The organism is Isoptericola chiayiensis (assembly GCF_013149805.1).
Lineage (GTDB): Bacteria > Actinomycetota > Actinomycetes > Actinomycetales > Cellulomonadaceae > Isoptericola > Isoptericola chiayiensis.
Window position 1 is genome coordinate 21,098 of sequence record NZ_JABEZT010000006.1, and the last position, 19,773, is coordinate 40,870.

The 19,773-nt window shown below is 73.0% G+C and carries 17 protein-coding genes; 16 read left to right on the top strand and 1 reads right to left on the bottom strand.

What is annotated here, in order from left to right:
• Positions 1 to 77: 77 nt before the first annotated feature.
• Positions 78 to 1,418 carry an aspartate aminotransferase family protein gene (locus tag HDG68_RS11660; RefSeq protein ID WP_172152291.1) on the top strand — a complete coding sequence of 447 codons (1,341 nt, stop codon included), beginning with the start codon at positions 78 to 80 and terminating at the stop codon, positions 1,416 to 1,418.
• Positions 1,419 to 1,445: 27 nt separating this feature from the next.
• Complete coding sequence (locus HDG68_RS11665) at positions 1,446 to 2,234, top strand: SDR family oxidoreductase (RefSeq protein ID WP_172152293.1); 789 nt, start codon at positions 1,446 to 1,448, stop codon at positions 2,232 to 2,234.
• Positions 2,235 to 2,357: 123 nt separating this feature from the next.
• On the opposite strand, the gene HDG68_RS11670 is transcribed toward HDG68_RS11665, so the two are convergent.
• Positions 2,358 to 3,710: an MFS transporter gene (locus HDG68_RS11670; protein ID WP_172152295.1), complete on the bottom strand. Its 1,353-nt coding sequence runs from the start codon at positions 3,708 to 3,710 to the stop codon at positions 2,358 to 2,360.
• Between the two features lie 228 nt (positions 3,711 to 3,938).
• Between HDG68_RS11670 and HDG68_RS11675 the strand changes: the two genes are divergently transcribed.
• The 14 genes from HDG68_RS11675 to ndk all read left to right on the top strand — a co-directional run bounded on the left by HDG68_RS11675 (position 3,939) and on the right by ndk (position 19,671).
• Entirely contained in the window at positions 3,939 to 4,571 is a 633-nt protein-coding gene (locus HDG68_RS11675; RefSeq protein WP_172152297.1) for a maleylpyruvate isomerase family mycothiol-dependent enzyme, read from the top strand.
• 290 nt (positions 4,572 to 4,861) lie between these two features.
• Positions 4,862 to 8,179, top strand: a complete 3,318-nt coding sequence (gene ileS, locus HDG68_RS11680) for an isoleucine--tRNA ligase (protein ID WP_172152299.1) — start codon at positions 4,862 to 4,864, stop codon at positions 8,177 to 8,179.
• Between the two features lie 167 nt (positions 8,180 to 8,346).
• On the top strand, positions 8,347 to 9,771 hold the full coding sequence (locus HDG68_RS11685) for a glutamate ligase domain-containing protein (RefSeq protein ID WP_172152301.1): 1,425 nt from the start codon (positions 8,347 to 8,349) through the stop codon (positions 9,769 to 9,771).
• Between the two features lie 143 nt (positions 9,772 to 9,914).
• Positions 9,915 to 10,913, top strand: coding sequence for a siderophore ABC transporter substrate-binding protein (locus HDG68_RS11690; RefSeq protein ID WP_343037549.1), 999 nt, complete (start codon positions 9,915 to 9,917; stop codon positions 10,911 to 10,913).
• A gap of 4 nt (positions 10,914 to 10,917) precedes the next feature.
• Positions 10,918 to 11,919 (top strand): iron chelate uptake ABC transporter family permease subunit, encoded by a 1,002-nt coding sequence (locus HDG68_RS11695; RefSeq protein ID WP_172152303.1) that lies wholly within the window; start codon positions 10,918 to 10,920, stop codon positions 11,917 to 11,919.
• Positions 11,909 to 12,943 carry an iron chelate uptake ABC transporter family permease subunit gene (locus HDG68_RS11700; protein WP_172152305.1) on the top strand — a complete coding sequence of 345 codons (1,035 nt, stop codon included), beginning with the start codon at positions 11,909 to 11,911 and terminating at the stop codon, positions 12,941 to 12,943. The genes HDG68_RS11695 and HDG68_RS11700 overlap by 11 nt, the downstream gene beginning before the upstream one ends.
• Entirely contained in the window at positions 12,940 to 13,725 is a 786-nt protein-coding gene (locus HDG68_RS11705; RefSeq protein WP_172152307.1) for an iron ABC transporter ATP-binding protein, read from the top strand. Before HDG68_RS11700 ends, HDG68_RS11705 begins: the two co-directional genes overlap by 4 nt.
• Before the next feature lie 110 nt (positions 13,726 to 13,835).
• On the top strand, positions 13,836 to 14,831 hold the full coding sequence (gene dhaK, locus HDG68_RS11710) for a dihydroxyacetone kinase subunit DhaK (protein ID WP_172152309.1): 996 nt from the start codon (positions 13,836 to 13,838) through the stop codon (positions 14,829 to 14,831).
• Complete coding sequence (dhaL, locus tag HDG68_RS11715) at positions 14,828 to 15,466, top strand: dihydroxyacetone kinase subunit DhaL (protein ID WP_172152311.1); 639 nt, start codon at positions 14,828 to 14,830, stop codon at positions 15,464 to 15,466. Before dhaK ends, dhaL begins: the two co-directional genes overlap by 4 nt.
• A gap of 69 nt (positions 15,467 to 15,535) precedes the next feature.
• Entirely contained in the window at positions 15,536 to 16,303 is a 768-nt protein-coding gene (dhaM, locus tag HDG68_RS11720) for a dihydroxyacetone kinase phosphoryl donor subunit DhaM (RefSeq protein WP_343037550.1), read from the top strand.
• A 56-nt stretch (positions 16,304 to 16,359) separates the two neighbouring features.
• A complete protein-coding gene (locus HDG68_RS11725; protein WP_172152313.1) occupies positions 16,360 to 16,962 on the top strand; it encodes a TetR family transcriptional regulator in 603 nt (200 codons plus the stop codon).
• Between the two features lie 72 nt (positions 16,963 to 17,034).
• A complete protein-coding gene (locus HDG68_RS11730) occupies positions 17,035 to 18,744 on the top strand; it encodes an MDR family MFS transporter (RefSeq protein WP_172152315.1) in 1,710 nt (569 codons plus the stop codon).
• Positions 18,741 to 19,187: a DUF4233 domain-containing protein gene (locus HDG68_RS11735; RefSeq protein WP_343037551.1), complete on the top strand. Its 447-nt coding sequence runs from the start codon at positions 18,741 to 18,743 to the stop codon at positions 19,185 to 19,187. The genes HDG68_RS11730 and HDG68_RS11735 overlap by 4 nt, the downstream gene beginning before the upstream one ends.
• Positions 19,188 to 19,230: 43 nt before the next feature.
• Positions 19,231 to 19,671, top strand: coding sequence for a nucleoside-diphosphate kinase (ndk, locus tag HDG68_RS11740; RefSeq protein WP_172152317.1), 441 nt, complete (start codon positions 19,231 to 19,233; stop codon positions 19,669 to 19,671).
• Positions 19,672 to 19,773: the final 102 nt, after the last annotated feature.

The following is a 19,773-nucleotide window of genomic DNA, read 5'->3' on the forward strand; positions in this document are numbered from 1 at the left end:
GTGGCGCCGCCGCCGAGATCCCCGGCGGCGCCACGCATGGCCCCCCACACCACCTGGCCCTCCCGGAAGGACGACCCATGCCTCCCACCGCCCCCACCGGCGCTGCACCCACCGGCGCCGCGCTCGACGACGCCGTGCTCGAGGCCGACCACCGGCACGTGCTGCACTCCTGGTCCGCCCAGGCGCACCTGCCGTCCTTCGTCGTCGCCGGCGGCGCCGGGTCGAGGGTGTGGGACCACGCCGGGACCACCTGGCTGGACTTCTCCAGCCAGCTCGTCAACACCAACATCGGCCACCAGCACCCCGCCGTGGTCGCCGCGATCAAGGAGCAGGCTGACCTGCTCACCACGGTCTCGCCCGCCACCGCCAACCGGACCCGCGGCCGCGCCGCCGAACGCGTCCTCGCCCGCGCCCCGGAGGGATTCGCCAAGGTGTTCTTCACCAACGGCGGCGCCGACGCCAACGAGAACGCCGTGCGCATGGCCCGCCTGCACACCGGCCGCGACAAGGTGATCTCCGCCTACCGCTCCTATCACGGCAACACCGGTGCCGCCGTCGTCGCCACGGGGGACTGGCGCCGCGTGCCCAACGAGTACGCGCGCGGCCACGTGCACGCCTTCGGCCCCTACCTGTACCGCTCGGAGTTCTGGGCCACCACCGAGGCCGAGGAGTGCGCCCGCGCGCTGCACCACCTCGAACGGGTCGTGCAGTGCGAGGGCCCGACGTCCGTCGCCGCGGTCCTGCTCGAGACGATCCCCGGCACCGCCGGCGTCCTCGTGCCGCCGCCCGGCTACCTGGCCGGCGTGCGCGAGATCTGCGACCGGTACGGCATCGTGCTGATCCTCGACGAGGTGATGGCCGGCTTCGGACGCACCGGGTCCTGGTTCGCCTTCGAGGCCCACGACGTCGTGCCCGACCTGATCACCTTCGCCAAGGGCGTCAACTCGGGCTACGTGCCCGCAGGCGGCGTCCTCGTCAGCGAGGCGATCGCCGCGACCTTCGACGAGCGGGTCTTCCCCGGCGGGCTCACCTACTCCGGGCACCCGCTGGCGATGGCCGCGATCGTCGCCGCCCTGGACGCCATGGCGGCCGAGGGAGTCGTCGAGAACGCCGCCCGGGTCGGACGCGACGTGCTCGGTCCCGGCCTCGCGGCGCTCGCGGACGAGAACCCGCTCGTCGGCGAGGTGCGGGGGACGGGGGTGTTCTGGGCGGTCGAGCTCGTCGCCGACCAGGACACCCGTGAGCCGCTGGACGCCGCGAGCGTGGCACGGATCAAGGCGCTCTGCCTCGAACGTGGTGTGCTGCCGTTCGTCGCCGAGAACCGCGTCCACGTGGTCCCGCCCTGCGTCGTGACCGACGACGAGGCGCGCGAGGGCCTCGCGGTCCTCGCCGGCGTGCTGCGCGACGTCGCCGCCTGACCGTCCCCGAACCCGAGGAGCCCCACCATGAGCACCACTCCGTCCACCCCCGCCCGCCGCGCCCTGGTCACCGGCGCGTCGTCGGGCATCGGCGCCGCCACGGTGCGCCGGCTGCGCGCCGAGGGCTGGCAGGTCGTCGCGTCCGCCCGCCGCGCGGACCGGCTGGAGGCCCTGGCCGCCGAGACCGGGGCCGAGGCGTACCCGCTGGACGTGACCGACGAGGCGGGCGTGGCCGACCTGGTGCGGTACCTGGAGCCGACCGGCGGGCTGGACGCCGTGGTGAACAACGCCGGGGGAGCGCTCGGCCTCGATCGGGTCGAGGACGGCGACCTGGACGGCTGGCGGCACATGTACGAGCTCAACGTGCTCGGCACGCTGCGGGTCACCCAGGCGGTGCTGCCGCTGCTGCGTGCGTCCGCGGAGGCGTCCGGGCCCGACGGCGGCGCCGACGTCGTCGTGGTCACCTCGACCGCCGCGCACGGCGCCTACGAGGGTGGCGCCGGGTACACGGGCGTCAAGCACGCCGAACGGATGCTGTCCACGACGCTGCGCTGGGAGATCGCCGGCGAGCCGATCCGTGTCATGGAGATCGCGCCCGGCAACGTCGCGACCGAGGAGTTCTCCCTGGTGCGGTTCGACGGCGACGCCGACCGGGCGGCAGCGGTTTACGAGGGGTACCAGCCGCTGGTCGCGGACGACATCGCGGACGCGGTCGCCTGGTCCCTGACCCGGCCGGCGCACGTCAACACCGACCTGCTGATCCTGCGGCCCCGCGCCCAGGCGCACAACCAGAAGATCGCGCGCACCGGCGTCTGACCGGACCGACCTGCTGCGCCGAGATACCGCTCCGTCGCCGAGGTACCGCTGGGTCGCATCTCCGGACGTCGACCGGCCGGTATCTCGGCGACGGACCGGTATCTCGCGAGACGGTGGTCGGTATCAGGACCGGGGACGCGCCGTCAGCGCGATCACGGGCAGCACGGCCAGCGCCAGCAGTCCGCCGCCGAGGGCGAGTGCCGCGAAGCTCGACGAGGCGACGACGAAACCGGACCCCAGCCCGCCGGCGGCCCCGGCCAGCGCCACCGCGAGGTCGACGGCTCCCTGGGTCCGGGCCCTGGTCGCCAGCGGCACCGAGGTGGTCAGCAGGGCTGTGCCGGACACGAGGCCCAGGCTCCAGCCGAGGCCCAGCAGACCCAGCCCCACGGCCAGGCCGGCCGCGGACGACGGCGGCACCACCGCGGACACGACGCCGGCAGCCAGGAGCGTGGCGGCCGCACCGACGGCGACGCGCAACGGCCCGTACCGGTCGGTCAGCCAGCCGGACAGCGGCGCGGGCAGGTACATCATCCCCACGTGCACGGCGATGACCAGTCCGGCGGTGGACACCGCGTGCCCGTGGTGGGCCATGTGGATCGGCGTCATCGTCATGATCGCGACCATCACACCCTGCGTGAGGACCATCACCGTCCCGGCGAGCAGCACGGCGCGGCGCACCGTCAGGCCCCGCATGGCGGTGCCCGACGGCGGTGCCGCGGTGCCGCCGTCGTCCCCGGTGGGTCCGGCGGTGGCTGACGCGGAGTCCGGAGGGTCCGTGGACGGCCTCGCAGCCACCGGTGTCTCCCGCTCCCGCTCCAGCGCCCGGGACCGGGCCAGCAGCAGCGGGTCGGGGCGCAACGCAGCCCACAGCACGACCGCCGCCCCGGCGTACGCCGCGCCGCCCAGGAGGAACGGCCCGGCCAGCGCCGGGACGCCCCAGCCCTGGGCGAGCTCGCCCATGACGCCCACGAGGTTCGGTCCGGCGACGGCCCCGACCGTGGTGGCCACGAGCACCGTGCTCACGGCGCGGGCCTGGTGGTCCGGCCGTGCCAGGTCGGCACCCGCGTAGCGGGCCTGCAGGTTCGTCGCGGTGCCCGCTCCGTAGAGCGCGAAGGCCACGAGGAGCAGCGCGACGTTCGCCACGACGGCCGCCAGCACGACGACGAACGCCCCGAGCGCCCCGACGACGTACCCGAACGTGAGGCCGGCGCGCCGCCCGTAGCGCTGCGACAGGCGGCCCACCACCAGGGCCGCGGCGGCGGACCCGCCGGTGAACAGCGCGGCGGGTACCCCGGCGAACCGTGCCGACCCGAGCAGCTCGGCCACCAGCAGGGCACCCACCGTGATTCCGGCGGCCAGCCCGGCTCCCGACAGGACCTGGGCGGCCACCAGCACGCGCAGGGTCCGGCGCTGGGTCCCGTCGGCCGACGGCGTGGCGGGACGTGCGGCACCGTGCGTGCGGTTCTCGGCACGCATGAGGTCCTCCTCGGGGTTCGCGACCGGGGGTCGCCGGCCGGCGGGGTGCGGGCGTCGGACCGACAGTACGACGCGCCGGGGCGGGTGGGCCGTACCGGTCGCTCGTTCGGCAGGAGTTCACCGCGGGACGGCAGGATCTGCCCTGCGCCGATGAGTTCTGTCGCCCCGAGCCGTCCGTCACACGGGCGGGCGCGAGGTCCGTGACGACCGGTGGAGAGGAGCCGATCTGTGCCCACGAGCGACGTGATCTGGGAGGCGGTGCACGCGGAGCGGCGCCGGCTGGTGCGTGACCTCACCGGTCTGCCCCACGACCGGTGGACAGTCCCGTCCCTGGTCCCCGGGTGGTCGGTCCACGACGTGCTCGCGCACCTCGTGGACAGCGCCGTCACGACCCGCCGAGCGTTCTGGCGCCAGATGGTCGCCGCCCGGTTCGACTTCGACCGGGTGAACGAGCGCGGTGTGGCGCGCTGCCGCGCCACCGACCCGACCGTGACGCTGGAGTCCTTCCGCGCGGTGGTCGACCGCACCGACACACCTCCGGGTCCGCTCGCCGCGCGCCTCGTCGAGGCCTACGTCCACGGGGAGGACATCCGCCGGCCCCTCGGCATCGGGGCGTCCTACCCGTCGGAGCCGGTCATGACGGCGTTGGACTACCTGATCCGGACCGGCGCACGCTTCGGGGGAGGGCGCGAGCGCGTCGCGGGCCTGCGTCTCGAACCGGTCGACGCCGAGGGTGCGCGGGGCGACGGCTTCTCGGTCCGTGGCCCCGCCGTCGCCCTGCTGCTGGCGGTGAGCGGCCGTCGTGCCGGGCTCGCCGACCTCTCCGGGAGCGGGGTCGAGCTCCTGGCCGAGCGTCTGTGAGCACGCGCTTGCACGGCTCGCTATCATCGAGGCACAGGCGTCGACCCGGCCATCACCGGCGAGCCTCCGGAAGAACGGCCCTCGCCGCGCGCGGGCGCCCAGTAGAACCGGACGGGTAGGCCCGTCACAGCCGTGAACGAGCGGTGGACCGGCCGTCGGCAAGGACGGTCCGCAAGCGGGGTGGTACCGCGGCCCGGCACGCCGGGCGTCCTGACCCAGGACGCCGGGGCGCCGTCGTCGTCCTCGATGCCCGACGACGACCCGTACGCCCGCCCGTTCAGGAGAGCCCCATGGCCTACCCGCTGCACCGCACGCCCGAACCCGCCCCCGGGACCACGCCCGGCGAGGCGTTCGGCATCCCCGCGTCCCCGCAGCTGCCGCAGATCGAGCGCGACGTGCTGGCGTACTGGGAGGCCGACGACACGTTCCGCGCGTCGGTCGCCAAGAACCCTGCCGGGGAGAACGGCGAGAACGAGTTCGTCTTCTACGACGGCCCGCCCTTCGCCAACGGGCTGCCGCACTACGGCCACCTGCTGACCGGCTACGTCAAGGACGTCGTGCCGCGCTACCAGACGATGCGCGGCAGGCACGTCGAGCGGCGCTTCGGCTGGGACACCCACGGCCTGCCCGCGGAGCTGGAGGCGATGAGCCAGCTCGGCATCAAGACCAAGGACGAGATCCTCGAGCTCGGCATCGAGACGTTCAACGACGCCTGCCGCACCTCGGTGCTGAAGTACACCGCCGAGTGGCGCGAGTACGTCACCCGTCAGGCGCGCTGGGTCGACTTCGACCACGACTACAAGACCTTCAACCCCGACTACATGGAGTCGGTGATCTGGGCGTTCTCCGAGCTGTACCGCAAGGGGCTCGTCTACGAGGACTTCCGCGTCCTGCCGTACTGCTGGAACGACCAGACGCCGCTGTCCAACCACGAGCTGCGCATGGACGACGACGTCTACCAGAACCGTCAGGACCCGGCGGTGACCGTGGGCCTCGACGTGACGTCGGTGCCCGACGGCGGTACCGACGTCGTGCGCCCCGGCGACAAGCTGCTCGTGTGGACGACCACGCCCTGGACGCTGCCGTCCAACCTGCTCGTCATGGTCGGGCCGGACATCGACTACGTCGTCGTCGAGGCCGCGCCGGCCGGGACGCCGCAACGGTTCGTGCTCGCCGAGGCGCTCGTGGGCGCCTACGCCCGCGAGCTGACCGACGACGGCGCCGAGGAGCCCCGCGTCGTGGGGCGCCTGACGGGCCGCGACCTGCTGGAGGTCACCTACGCCCCGCCGTTCTCCTACTACGCCGGGCGCGAGCGGGCCCACCGGGTCGTCGAGGCCGACTTCGTCACGACCACGGACGGCACCGGCCTGGTGCACTCCGCCGGCGCGTTCGGCGAGGACGACAAGATCGTCTGCGACCGCGAGGGCGTCGCGTCGGTCATGCCCGTCAAGGCCGACGGGACGTTCGTGCATCCCGTGGACGAGTACGCGGGCCTGCAGGTCTTCGACGCCAACGCCCCGATCATCGACCACCTCAAGGCGCGCACCCGAGGGGAGGCCGACGCCGGGTCGGTCAGCGCCGGGACGGTGCTGCTGCGCCGCGAGTCCTACGACCACGCCTACCCGCACTGCTGGCGCTGCCGGCAGCCGCTGATGTACATGGGCGTGTCCTCCTGGTTCGTGGAGGTCACCAAGATCAAGGAGCGGATGCTCGAGCTCAACGACCAGATCTCCTGGACGCCGGACCACATCCAGCACGGCCAGTTCGGCAAGTGGCTGGCCAACGCCCGCGACTGGTCCATCACCCGCAACCGGTTCTGGGGCTCCCCGGTGCCGGTGTGGAAGTCCGACGACCCCGCCTACCCGCGCGTCGACGTCTACGGCTCCTTCGCCGAGCTCGAGCGCGACTTCGGCACCCTGCCGCGCAACGCGGCGGGCGAGCCGGACCTGCACCGCCCGTTCGTCGACGACCTCACCCGGCCCAACCCCGACGACCCGACGGGCCGCTCCACCATGCGGCGCGTCGAGGACGTCCTCGACGTCTGGTTCGACTCCGGCTCCATGCCGTACGCCCAGGTGCACCACCCGTTCGAGAACCGCGAGTGGTTCGAGCACCATTACCCGGGCGACTTCATCGTCGAGTACATCGGCCAGACCCGCGGCTGGTTCTACACGCTGCACATCCTGGCCACCGCGCTGTTCGACCGGCCCGCGTTCCGCTCCGCGGTCTCGCACGGCATCGTGCTCGGCTCCGACGGGCGCAAGATGAGCAAGTCGCTGCGCAACTACCCGGACGTCAACGAGGTCTTCGACCGCGACGGTTCGGACGCCATGCGCTGGTTCCTCATGTCGTCGCCGATCCTGCGCGGCGGCAACCTCGTGGTCACCGAGGACGGCATCCGCGACGCCGTGCGCCAGGTGCTGCTGCCGCTGTGGAGCACCTACTACTTCTTCACCCTGTACGCGAACAGCGCGAGCGGTTCCGAGGGCTCCGCCGCGGGATACCTCGCGAAGCCCGTGACGGCCGAGCGCGTGGCCGGGCTGCCCGCCCTGGACCGCTACCTCCTGGCGCGCACCCACGACCTCGTCGACCGCGTGACCGACCAGCTCGACGCCTACGACGTCGCCGGGGCCTGCGAGACCGTGCGCGAGCACCTCGACGTCCTCACCAACTGGTACGTGCGCACCCAGCGCGACCGGTTCTGGGCCGAGGACGCCGACGCGTTCGACACCCTGTACACCGCGCTCGAGGTGCTGTGCCGCGTGATGGCGCCGCTCGCCCCGCTGGTGACCGAGGAGATCTGGCGCGGCTTGACCGGCGGGCGCTCGGTGCACCTGGCCGACTGGCCGACGTCGGACACCGTGCCCGCCCTGGTGCGCGACGACGAGCTCGTCGCCGCCATGGACGAGGTGCGCGCCGTCGTGTCCTCCACCCTGGCGCTGCGCAAGGCCAACCAGCTGCGGGTGCGCCAGCCGCTGGCCCGCCTCACCGTCGCCGTCCCGGACCCGGAGGCGCTCGCGGACTACACCGGCCTGCTGACCGGCGAGCTGAACGTCAAGGCCGTCGACCTGGTGGTGGCCGACGCCGCCGCATCTGAGCGGTTCGGGATCACCGAGCGGCTCGCCGTCAACGCCCGCGCCGCCGGGCCGAGGCTGGGGCGCGGCGTGCAGGCGGTCATCAAGGCCGCCAAGACCGGTGCCTGGCACCAGGCCGACGGCGAGGTCATGGTGACCACCGACGACGGCGACGTGCCGCTGCTGCCGGCAGAGTACGAGCTGACCACCGTCGTGGGCTCCGAGGCCGGTGCCGACGTGGCCGCGTCCGTGCTGCCCGGCGGCGGGTTCGTGGTGCTGGACCTGGCCCTGGACGCCGCCCTGCGCGCCGAGGGGTACGCCCGCGACGTCGTGCGCGACGTCCAGGACGCCCGCAAGGCCGCCGGTCTCGAGGTCAGCGACCGCATCGATCTCGCGCTCGGTGTGCCGACCGAGCACGTGGACGCCGTCGAGGCGCACCGCGACCTGGTGATGCGCGAGACGCTGGCCACGTCGATGGTGGTGACCGGCGTCGACGGCTCTGAGCGGACCGTCGACGTCACCCGCACGAAGTAGGCCAACGTCTCGCGACGTAGGCAATCTCTCCGCGAGGTAGACCAGGGTTCCGTGAGGTAGGCCACGGAACTCTGGCCTACCTCGCGGGAGGTTCGCCTACCTCGGCGTGACGATGCCTACCTCGTCGGACGGCGGTGGGAGACGTGCAGGTCGCGTAATCTCGGTGCGTGAGCGACGAGACCGGCAGGACCAGGAAGCAGAAGGCCGACGAGCGCAAGGCGGCCCGCACCGCGGCCGAGGACGCCGCCGCCCGTGAGGACCTCGAGCGCATCTACACCCACATCGTGTCCCGGGCCCCGGAGCACGACGTCGAGCCCACGATCGACGACCGCGTCGGCCGGTTGCTCGAGCTGCTCGGCGACCCCCAGCGCACGTTCCGGGTCATCCACCTGACCGGCACCAACGGCAAGTCCTCGACGGCCCGCATGGCCGAGCGCCTGGTCCGTGAGCACGGGCTGCGCACCGGGCTCTTCACCTCGCCGCACCTGAGCAGCGTCACCGAGCGCATCCAGGTCGACGGCGAACCGCTCGACGCGGTGCGGTTCGTCGAGGTCTGGAACGACGTCCACCCGTACATCCAGGTGGTCGACGACGAGCTCGAGGCCGAGGGGAAGTCCCCGCTGCACTTCTTCGAGGTGCTGACCGCCATGGCGTTCGCCGCCTTCGCCGACAACCCGGTCGACGTCGCCGTCCTGGAGGTCGGCATGGGCGGTACGTGGGACTGCACCAACACGGCGGACGGCGACGTCGCCGTGATCACGCCGGTCAGCGTGGACCACGAGAAGTGGCTGGGCTCGTCGCCCGCGCAGATCGCGACGGTCAAGGCGGGCATCATCAAGCCGGGTGCCACCGCCCTGACCGCGGCACAGCGGCCCGACGTCGACGAGGTCCTGGCCGAGCGGGCGGCCGAGGTCGGGGCCCGCCTGCTGCGCGAGGACGTCGACCTGGAGGTGCTCGACCGCAAGGTCGCCGTCGGCGGTCAGCTGGTCGCCCTGCGCACGCCGGCCGCCACGTACACCGAGGTGCTGGTCCCGCTGCACGGCGCCCACCAGGCCCACAACGCCCTGCTGGCGCTGGGCGCGGTCGAACAGCTCCTGGGCGGACGGGCGCTGGACGGCGGGGTCGTGGAGACGGCGTTCGCCGACGTGGCGGTGCCCGGCCGTCTCGAGCTGGTGCGCTCGAGCCCGACGGTGCTGGTCGACGTCGCCCACAACCCGCACGGTGCAGAGGCTCTGGTCGCGGCGCTGGACGAGGCGTTCACGCTGCGCACCGTCGTCGGCGTGGTCGGGATCATGGCGGACAAGGACGCCGAGGGTCTGCTGGCGGCGCTCGAGCCGGGGCTGTCGCAGGTGGTCCTCACGCGCAACTCGTCGGAGCGGTCGGCGGACCCGTTCGCGGTCGCCGAGATCGCCCGCGACGTGTTCGGCGAGGACCGGGTGCACGTCACCGAGCGGCTGGACGAGGCGCTGCAGGTCGCCACGAACCTGGTGGAGGCGGACGACGTCGTCGGCGTCGGTACGGGCACGGGGGTCGTGGTGACGGGGTCGGTGATCACCGTGGCCGACGCGCGGATCCTCCTGGGTCGGGGGTGACGGAGTCGCGGGCGGCGCGAGTGTGACGATCATTACGCAACGTCCACGTTGCGGAATGGGTGGACGGCGAAGGTAAGCCTCACCTATGTTGTGTGCGGCGTCTTCACGCCGACCACACACGTCCCGCATCGAGGAGTTCCACCGTGAGCGTTCGCTCCCTGCGCCGCACGGCCGCCGCCGTCGTGCCCGCCGCCGTCCTGGCGCTTTCCCTCTCGGCCTGCGCCGGCACCGACGAGGCCGACGCCGGATCCGAGGCCGACGCCGAAACGGCCGCGGAGTCGTCCGACGCCGAGTCGGCGACCATCACCATCGAGCACGCCCAGGGCACCACCGAGCTCGACGGCGTCCCGGAGAAGATCTTCACCTTCGACTACGCGGCCCTGTCGGTGCTCGACGCGCTCGACGTCGACGTCGCCGGCGTGGCCAAGTCCAACCTGCCCGAGGCGTTCGCCGACTACGCGAGCGACGACGTGACCGACATCGGCACCATCTTCGAGCCCGACTACGAGACGGTCGCCGCCGAGCAGCCCGACCTGATCATCGTCGCAGGTCGGTCGTCCGCGGCCTACCCCGACCTGTCGGAGATCGCGCCGACCATCGACCTGTCCAACGACTGGGCGTCGTTCCACGACTCCGTGGTCGCCAACACCGAGCTGCTCGGCGAGGCCGTCGGCGCCGAGGAGGGCGTCGACGAGCTGGTCGCGGAGCTCGACGAGTCCGTCGCCGCCGCACAGCAGGCCGCCGAGGGCGCGGGTACCGGCCTGATCGTGCTGACCTCCGGCGGCGAGGTCACCGCCTACGGTCCGGGATCCCGTTTCGGCTACCTGCACGACACGCTCGGCGTCGAGCCTGCCGTCGAGGACGTCGAGGCGGAGACGCACGGCGAGGCGATCTCGTTCGAGTTCATCCTCGAGTCCGACCCCGACTGGCTGTTCGTCCTGGACCGGGACGCCGCCATCGGCGAGGGCACCGACAACGCCGAGCAGGTCCTCGACAACGCCGTCGTCCACGAGACGACCGCCTGGGCCGAGGAGCAGGTCGTCTACCTCGACCCCGTGGCCTGGTACATCGTCAACGGCGGCGTCCCGACGCTGACCGGCATGGCCGACGAGGTCACCACGGCGCTCCAGGACGCCTCCTGACCTCGTGAGCACCACCGCACCCGCCGGGACGGCGTCGCAGCGCGGCGCCGTCCTCGGCATCTGCCTCGCGGTCCTCGGCCTGGTCGTCGGGGCCGTCGCCTCCGTCTTCATCGGGGTCAGCGACGTCACCCCGGCCACCCTCTGGTCCGACGACGGGCACGCCCGACAGCTCCTGACGGTGTCGCGGTTGCCGCGCACCGTCGCGATCCTGCTCGCCGGTGCCTGCACCGCCGTCGCCGGGGTCGTGATGCAGATGCTCGTCCGCAACCGGTTCGTCGAGCCGTCGACCGTGGGCACCTCGGAGTCGGCGGCCCTCGGGCTGCTGATCGTCACGATCTGGGCGCCCGGGATGGCGCTGCCCGGCAAGATCGGCGTCGGGGCGGTGTTCGCCGTGGCCGGCACGTGTCTGTTCCTGCTGGTGCTGCGTGCCGTGCCGATCCGGTCGGTCGTCACGGTGCCGCTGGTCGGCATCATGCTCGGCGGCGTCATCGGTGCCGTCTCCGCCTACATCGCCTTCCGGTACGACCTGATGCAGACCCTGTCCGCCTGGCTCACCGGGGACTTCTCCGGGGTGATGGCCGGTCGCTACGAGATGCTGTGGGTCGTCGCGGCCCTGACGGTCGTCGTCTACGTCCTGGCCGACCGGTTCACCGTCGTCGGGCTCGGTCGCGACACCGCCACCGCGCTCGGCCTCGGCTACCGCGGCGTCATGACGCTCGGCCTGGGCGTCGTGGCCGTCACGAGCGCCGTCGTCGTGGTCGTCGTGGGCGCGCTGCCGTTCCTCGGCCTGGTGGTCCCCAACGTGGTCAGTCTGCTGCGGGGGGACAATCTGCGCCGGTCCCTCCCGTGGGTCGCGATCGGGGGGGCGGCGCTCGTCCTGGTCTGCGACGTCGTCGGCCGCGTCATCCGCTACCCGTACGAGATCCCGATCGGCGTCGTCATGGGGGTCGTCGGGGCCGCCGTGTTCCTCTGGCTGCTGCTGCGAAAGGCCCCCGATGTCGGTTGACGTCCACCCCCTCGACGCCGCCCGCGGGACGTCGGCCACCCCTGGTGCCGGCGACTCCACCGAGCGGGCGCTGCGTCGTCGTGCGCGGCTCGTCGTGGCGGGCCTGACCGTCCTCGCGCTCGCCGCGACCGCTGTCTACCTCACCGTCGATGTCCGTGCGGGGTGGGAGTTCACCCTGCCGTTCCGCGGTCGCCGCGTCGCGGCGATGGTCGTCGTGGGCGTCGCGATCGCCACGTCGACCGTGGTGTTCCAGACCCTGACCACCAACCGCATCCTCACGCCGTCGATCCTCGGGTTCGACTCCCTGTACCAGCTGCTGCAGACCTCGCTGGTGTTCGTGCTCGGCTCGTACGCGCTGGCGTCCGTCGGGGTGGTCGAGCAGTTCGGCGTCGCCGTCGCGCTCATGGTCGCGGCGTCTCTGGCGCTGTTCCTGGGCCTGTTCGGCGGGGGCCGACGCTCCCTGCACCTCGTCCTCCTGGTGGGTGTCGTGCTGGGCACCCTGCTGCGCTCGGCCACGGCGCTGATGCAGCGGATGATGGACCCGAGCGAGTTCCAGGTGCTCCAGTCGCGACTGTTCGCGAGCTTCACGGGGGTGGACGAACGCCTCCTCGCTGCCAGCGCCGTCGTCGTGCTCGTGTGCTGCACGCTGCTGTGGACGATGCGGCGTCGCCTCGACGTGGTGGCGCTGGGCCGGGAGACGGCTGTGGCGCTCGGCGTGAACCACCGACGCACCTCGTTGCTGGTGCTCGTGGTGGTGGCGGTCCTGGTCTCGGTGTCCACCGCGCTGGTGGGTCCGATCACCTTCTTCGGCCTGCTCGTCGCCAACCTGGCCTACGTGCTCCTCGGCAGCCACCGGCACGCCCTGACGCTGCCCGTGGCCGCCCTGCTCGCCGTCGTCACGCTCGTCGGGGGACAGGCCTTGCTCGAGCACCTGCTCGGCATGGAGACCGTCCTGTCCGTCGTCATCGAGTTCCTCGGAGGAATCGTGTTCATCGCACTGCTCGTCGCCGGAGGCCGCCGATGACGGTCCCGACCCGTACCCGCGGAGCCATCGCCGCCACCGGGCTCACCAAGCGCTACGGCGAGACCGCCGTCGTCGACGACGTCTCGATCGAGCTGCCCGCCGGCGGCGTGGTCTCGGTGATCGGCCCGAACGGGGCCGGCAAGTCCACGTTCCTGTCGATGGTGGCGCGGCTGCTCCCGATGGACGCCGGGCGCGTGGTGGTCGACGGGGACGACGTCGCCACCGCTCCGGGTGACGTCATGGCGCGGCGACTGGGCATCCTGCGGCAGGACAACCATCTCGCGGTCCGGCTGACCGTCCGGGAGCTCGTCACGTTCGGCCGTTACCCGCACTCGAAGGGGCGCACCACGGCGGAGGACCGCCGGCACGTCGAGGACGCCCTGGACTACCTGGACCTGACGGACCTGGGAGGCCGGTTCCTGGACGAGCTGTCCGGCGGGCAGCGTCAGCGGGCGTTCGTGGCGATGGTGCTCGCGCAGGACACCGACTACGTGCTGCTGGACGAGCCCCTGAACAACCTCGACATGGTCCATGCCCGGGGGATGATGCGGCTGGCACGACGTGCCGCCGACGAGCTGGGCAGGACCGTCGTCGCGGTGCTGCACGACATCAACTTCGCCGCCGCCTGGTCGGACCGCATCGTGGCGATGAAGGACGGGCGCGTGGCCGCCTCGGGGACGCCGGCCGAGATCATGCGACCTGCGGTGCTCGGGGAGATCTTCGACATGGACGTCGCGGTGCACCAGATCGACGGTCGCCCGGTCGCGCTCTACTACACGTAGGCTGCGACGACGCTGCGGGTGTCGCCCCGTGGGTGTTGGATGGAACCGGGTGCTGTGGATGGACCCGGTTGTCGTTCGACCACGAGGACGTCGAGAAGGGGTGCGTCGCGATGAAGAAGTTGCTGGACGACCCGGCTGAGGCCGTCGTCGACGCGTTGCGCGGGTTCGCGCTCGCGCACGCGGGAGAGATCGAGGTGCGTCGCGACCCGACGTACGTGCTGCGCGCGGGTGGCCCGGCGGCGGGCCGCGTCGCCCTGGTCAGCGGTGGCGGGTCGGGCCACGAGCCGCTGCACGTCGGGTTCGTCGGTGCGGGGATGCTGGACGCCGCCGTGCCGGGGGAGATGTTCACGTCCCCGACGCCGGACCAGGTGGCCGCGGCCGTGCAGGCCGTCGACGGCGGTGCGGGCGTGCTGGCGGTGGTCAAGAACTACACCGGGGACGTGCTGAACTTCGAGACCGGCCTGGAGCTGGCCCAGGACTCGGGCGTGCAGGTCGCCAGCGTCCTGGTGGACGACGACGTCGCCGTCGAGGACTCCCAGTTCACCGCCGGACGGCGCGGGGTCGCCGGGACCCTCGCCGTCGAGAAGATCGCCGGTGCTGCTGCGGCCCGGGGGGACTCGCTCGGTGCGGTGGCCCAGATCGCCCAGCGTGTCGTGTCGCGGGTGCGGACGATGGGGGTGGCGCTGACGGCGTGCACGGTGCCGCACGTGGGGCGCCCGAGCTTCGACCTGCCCGAGGACGAGGTGGAGATCGGCATCGGCATCCACGGCGAGCCGGGCCGGCACCGCCAGGCCGTGGGCAGCGCCCGCGAGATCACCGCTGCGCTGGTGGAACCGGTGCTGGAGGACCTGGCGCCGTCGGGCGGCGAGCGCGTGCTGCTGCTGGTCAACGGCATGGGTGGCACGCCGCAGAGCGAGCTGTACGTCGTCTACGGCCGGGCCCGCGAGCTGCTCGAGGCGCGCGGGCTCGAGGTGGCCCGGTCGCTGGTGGGCAGCTATGTCACGTCGCTGGAGATGCAGGGGGTCTCGGTGTCGGTGCTGGTGCTCGACGACGAGCTCGCCGAGCTGTGGGACGCGCCGGTCCGGACCCCGGCGCTGACGTGGTGACGCTGGACGCCGCGTGGGCCGAGCGGTGGATGCGGCGGTCCGCCGCCGACATGCACGCGGCCCGGGAGGAGCTGACGGAGCTGGACCGCCGGATCGGGGACGGCGACCACGGTGTGAACATGGACCGCGGGTTCGCGGCCGTCGCGAGCCGGCTCGACGACGAGGCCGTGCCCCCGCGCGAGACGGTGGCCCAGGTGCTGCGGCTGGTGGCCACGACGCTGATGTCGACGGTGGGGGGCGCCTCCGGCCCGCTGTACGGCACGGCGTTCCTGCACGCGGCGCGGGTCACGAACCGCGCCGATCTGGACGGCGCGGGTGTGGTGGCGCTCGTCGAGGCCGCGGCCGAGGGCATCACGAGCCGCGGTCGCGCCGTGCCGGGGGACAAGACGATGGTGGACGCCTGGGCACCGGCCGTGGAGGCGGCCGAGCGTGCCGCGGACGGCGGCGACGCGGTGGAGGTGCTGCGCGCCGCCGCGGCGGCCGCCGCGGACGGTGCGGCGGCGACGGTGCCGATGATCGCGACCAAGGGTCGGGCCTCGTACCTGGGCCCGCGCAGCGCGGGGACCGAGGATCCCGGCGCGAGGTCGACGGCGATGCTCCTGGCCGCCGCGGTGGCGGCGGCCGGGGCGGACTGACGTGGGGGACGTGTCGGATCGCGTCCCCGTTGCGACGGCTCGCGGACCTGCGGGCGGGGAGGTGGAGCGGTGACGGTGGACGTGGGGCTGGTCCTGGTGGCGCACTCGGCGCCGATGGCGCAGGGGACGGCGGACCTGGCGCGGCAGATGGCTCCTGACGTGGTGATCCGCTGCGCGGCCGGGGACGAGGACGGCGGCCTGGGCACCTCGTTGGACCGGGTGCAGGACGCGCTGGCGGACGCCCTGGGCACCGTCGACGGCGTGGTGGTCCTCGCGGACCTCGGGTCGGCGGCGCTGGTGGTGGAGGCGGCGTTCGAGCTGGACCCCGCGCTGGCACGGCGGGCTCGCCTGGTCTCGGCGCCGTTCGTCGAGGGTGCCGTCGCGGCGGCGGTCACGGCGCAGCAGGGTGCGGCGCCCGACGCGGTCGCCGAGTCGGCGGAGGCCGCCGTGCACTCGATCGGTCCGTCGCCGGTGCTGGAGCTCGTGGAGTCCTCCGCCGACGACAGCCCGGCGCCCGCCGGCACCCATGCGTCGGGCGAGACGGTGCAGGCACCCGGTGCGCCGACGTCGGGCGCGGCCGACGAGGCGACGGCGACGGCACAGATCCGCAACAAGCTGGGCCTGCACGCGCGACCGGCGGCGCTGCTGGCCCGGTCGGTGGCCGACCTGGGTGTGCCGGTGACGGTCGACGGGGCCGACGCGTCGAGCGTGCTGGCGTTGATGTCGCTGGGCACGGTGGCCGGTCAACGGGTGACCGTGGCGGCGCGCGGGACGGACGCGGCCGGTGCGGTCGACGTCGTCGTGGGGATGATCGAGGGGGGCTTCGGGGAGGAGTGACCACCGCCACGAATCATGCATTGACTGCAATGTTGCAGTGAGTGCATGATTCTCGGGTGAGCACCGCACCGACCACCGGCTTGCGCGCGCGCAAGAAGCGCGAGCGCAGCGACGCCATCGTCGACGCCGCCCAGGCGCTGGTCCTGGACCGCGGCCTCGACGCCGTGACCGTCGAGGACATCGCCGCCTCCGCGGGCATCTCGCCGCGCACCTTCTTCAACTACTTCGACACCAAGGACGACGCCGTGCTCGGCCAGCGCGGCCTCGACGTCGACGACGACGCGGTGGCCACCTTCGTCGACGGCGGTCCCACCGGGACGCTGCTCGAGGACGTCGAGGCGCTCGTCACCGCGATGCTCGCCACCATGGCGGGGTCGCACGACCGCGCCCGCCGCGCGTACACGCTCCTGGAGGCCGAGCCGCGACTGCTCGCGCGGCACGCCGCGTGGCTCGAGCAGCACCGCGCCGAGGTCGCGCGGCTGTTCGCGCGCCGCGCCGAGACGCTCCCGGCCGCCGTCGACCCGGACTTCGCCTCGCTGACCGTCGGCCTGCTGCTGCGCGCCGCCGGCGACCGGTGGGAGAGCTCCGGGTGCGCCGGCGAGCTGGCCGACCACGTCGCGCCCGCCGTCGCGTCCCTGCGCGCCCTGCTGCGCTCCTGACCCCGGCGCCCCCCGCCGCGCCCCGCACCGCCCCGCACCGCCCCGCTCCACCCGTACCGATCCGAGGAAGCCATGGCCCACGCCCCTGCCCCCGCGCCGGACAAGCCGCTCGTCGTCCTGACGAAGCGCACGATCTGGCTCATCTTCGGCGCCCTGATGGCGTCGATGTTCCTGTCCTCCCTGGACCAGACCATCGTCGGCACCGCGATGCCCACGATCGTCGGCGAGCTGCACGGCGTCGCCCACCAGGGGTGGGTCATCACGGCCTACATCCTGGCCGTGGCGATCGGCATGCCGCTGTACGGCAAGTTCGGCGACCTGTACGGGCGCCGCTGGCCGTTCCTCGTCGCGATCGGGCTGTTCACGGTCGCCTCGGCCGGGGCGGCGCTGGCCGACACGATGCTGGCACTGGTGCTGTGGCGTGCCGTGCAGGGCCTGGGCGGCGGCGGGCTGATGATCCTGTCGCAGTCGATCATCGCCGACATCGTGCCCGCCTCGGAGCGCGGCAAGTACATGGGCCCCCTCGGCGCGCTGTTCGGCATCTCCGCCGTGCTGGGACCGCTCCTCGGGGGCTGGTTCACGGAGGGTCCGGGCTGGCGCTGGGCCTTCTGGCTGAACGTCCCGATCGGGGTGGCCGCGTTCGCCATCGCCTGGTTCGCGCTGCGGCTGCCCTCGCACCGGTCCTCGCGCCCGGTGGACTGGGCCGGCATCGTGACCATGGCGACCGCGACCACCGGCATCGTGCTGATCACCAGCTGGGAGTCCCTGGCCGACGGCGGCTACGACTGGTCCGACTGGCGCCTGTCCGGGCTCGTGGTGCTCACCCTCGGGGCGGTGGCGGCGTTCGTCGTCGCCGAGACGCGGGCGGCCGAGCCGCTGCTGCCCCTGCGGCTGTTCAAGAACCGCACCTTCACCCTGTCGACGCTCATCGGCCTGGTGCTCGGCATGGGCATGTTCTCCGCGATGGCGATGCTGCCCACGTTCCTGCAGATGTCCACCGGCGCCGGGATCACCGAGTCGGGCTGGCTCATGCTGCCGATGATGGCCGGCATGATGATCACCTCGATCGGCTCCGGTCTGGCGATCACCCGGACCGGTCGCTACAAGGCGTTCCCCGTGGTCGGGCTGGTCGTGGTCGGGCTGTCGATGGTGTGGCTGACGACGCTCAGCGGCGACATGTCGATGTGGACGTTCGGGGCGATGATCTTCGCGCTGGGGGCCGGCATGGGACTGGTCATGCAGGTCGTGGTGCTCGCCGTGCAGAACGCCGTCGACCCGCACGAGCTCGGTACCGCGACCAGCGCGAACAACTTCTTCCGGGAGATCGGCGCCGCCGTGGGGTCCGCGCTGTTCACCACCATGTTCACCACGCGGCTGACGGACAACCTCCAGGGGGTGTTCGGCGACGTGCCCGGCGGGGCCGCCGAGTCCGAGGCGAGCCTGACGCCGGAGGCGGTGCAGCAGCTGCCCGAGCCGTTCCGCACCGGGGTGATCGACGCCTACGCCGAGTCGCTCGCCCCGTCCTTCTGGTACCTGGTGCCCCTGGTGGCGGTGGGCCTGGTCATGGCTCTCTTCCTCCCGGTGCTCAAGCTGTCCGACGTCGCCGGGATGGTCGCGCGCGGCGAGGCGGTCAACGACGAGAGCGAGCTGCCGGGTGCGGTGCCCGCGGTGTCCGGCGCGGACGACGGCGGCTCGGACGACGGCGGGACGGCCCCGGGAGCGGACGCCGGTGCCGGGCCGCGTGACCCGCACCGCCGGACGCCGGATACCCTGGAGCGGTGAGCTCGAAGAAGGACGACCGTCCCCGCCCGGGGGACTCGATCACCCCGCGCAAGCCGGCCAAGGTGCAGTTCGCCTCGACGGTGCTGCAGCTCGAGGCGTTCGTGGTCCTCTTCGCGGCGTTGGCCCTGTTCGGGCTGCGGGACACGGGCTACCGCCCCGGCCTGCTCGTGCTGGACTCCACGGCGTCGCTGTGGGTCGTGTCCGGGGTGCTGGCCGTGGTGCTGATCGTGCTCTCGCGGATGCTGACGCGGCCCGGCGGGTTCGTGGCGGGGTCGGTCGTGCAGGTCCCCGTCCTCGCGACCGGGCTGCTGCTGCCCATGATGTTCCTGGTCGCGGGGATCTTCGTGGTGCTGTGGGTGATGGCGCTGCGCCTCGGCGGCCGCATCGACCGGGAACGGGCGGCCTACGACGCGGAGCATCCCGAGACGGCACCGAACGCCTGATCCGGCGGCCGGTGGCGCCGTCGTCGGCCGATAGGGTGGCGCCATGACCGATAGCACCACGCCCGCGCCCGAGCGCACCCTCGTCCTCGTCAAGCCCGACGGCGTCCGCCGCGGCCTGTCCGGCGAGATCCTGCGGCGCATCGAGGCCAAGGGCTACACGCTCACGGCCGTCGAGCTGAAGAACGCCACCCCCGAGGTCCTCGCCGCGCACTACGCGGAGCACGAGGGCAAGCCCTTCTACGCCCCGCTGGTCGAGTTCATGCTGTCCGGCCCGGTGCTGGCGGTCGTCGCCGAGGGGCAGGGCGTCATCGCCGGGTTCCGCTCGCTGGCCGGTGCCACCGACCCGACGGCGGCTCTGCCGGGAACGATCCGCGGCGACCTGGGCCGCGACTGGGGTCTGAAGGTGCAGCAGAACCTGGTGCACGGGTCGGACTCCGTGGAGTCCGCCGAGCGCGAGATCGGCCTCTGGTTCCCCGCGCTCTGAACCTCTCCCTGCGACGCTGCGGGCGCACCTCCCGGCCCGTCCCGACCGGTTCGACCCGGTCCGGGACCCCGGGAGGTGCGCCCGCGGTCGTGCGCGGAGGGT